Below are 622 nucleotides of genomic sequence, written 5' to 3'. Positions count from 1 at the left end.
GGCTATCGCCTGCTGGCCATGGGCTCCGAGCATTCGCTGATCGGGCTTGGGGCAAAAACGCTGATCAAGAGCGTCCGCGATTCGATCGGGTCCTGAAGACGCTCAAGGTTTCAGATCCGTCAGGAATTTGGCGAAGGTCATTGAACCTTCGGGCCAAGGACCAAAACCTGAATCCGGGTTGAGATGACCGGTCTCACCGGCATCGATGAACAGCGAACCCCAGGCGCCGGCGATATCCTCCGCGACATCGAAGGCGCAGAACGGATCGTTGCGGCTGGCGATCACGATCGAGGGAAAGGGCAGCGGCTCACGCGGATAGGGGCCGAAGGTCATCAGGTGCCTGGGCCTGATCTCGGGATTGGCGACGTCGGGAGGTGCCACGAAGAAGGCCCCGGCAACCGGCTTGCGGAACTGCGGAATGGCTTGCACTGCAGCGGCGACACCGAGCGAGTGCGCCACCAGGACGACCGGCCGCTCGGCCTCGTTGACCGCCTCGGCAACGCTCGCCGTCCAGTCCTCGCGAACCGGCTTCGACCACTCGGCCTGTTCGACGCGGCGCGCCGTCGACAGTTTCGACTGCCAGCGGCTCTGCCAATGGTCGGGGCCGGAATTGGTGTAGCCC

The 622-nt window shown here is 64.3% G+C and carries 1 protein-coding gene; it reads right to left on the bottom strand.

Features of this window, described 5'->3' with window-relative positions:
• Positions 1-102: 102 nt before the first annotated feature.
• Positions 103-622: alpha/beta hydrolase (locus tag EN984_RS36900; RefSeq protein ID WP_164766037.1), on the bottom strand; the 520-nt coding region annotated here is incomplete at its 5' end.

The organism is Mesorhizobium sp. M7A.F.Ca.CA.004.12.1.1 (assembly GCF_003997835.1).
GTDB lineage: Bacteria > Pseudomonadota > Alphaproteobacteria > Rhizobiales > Rhizobiaceae > Mesorhizobium.
This window is presented reverse-complemented; position numbering and strand designations above follow the sequence as displayed.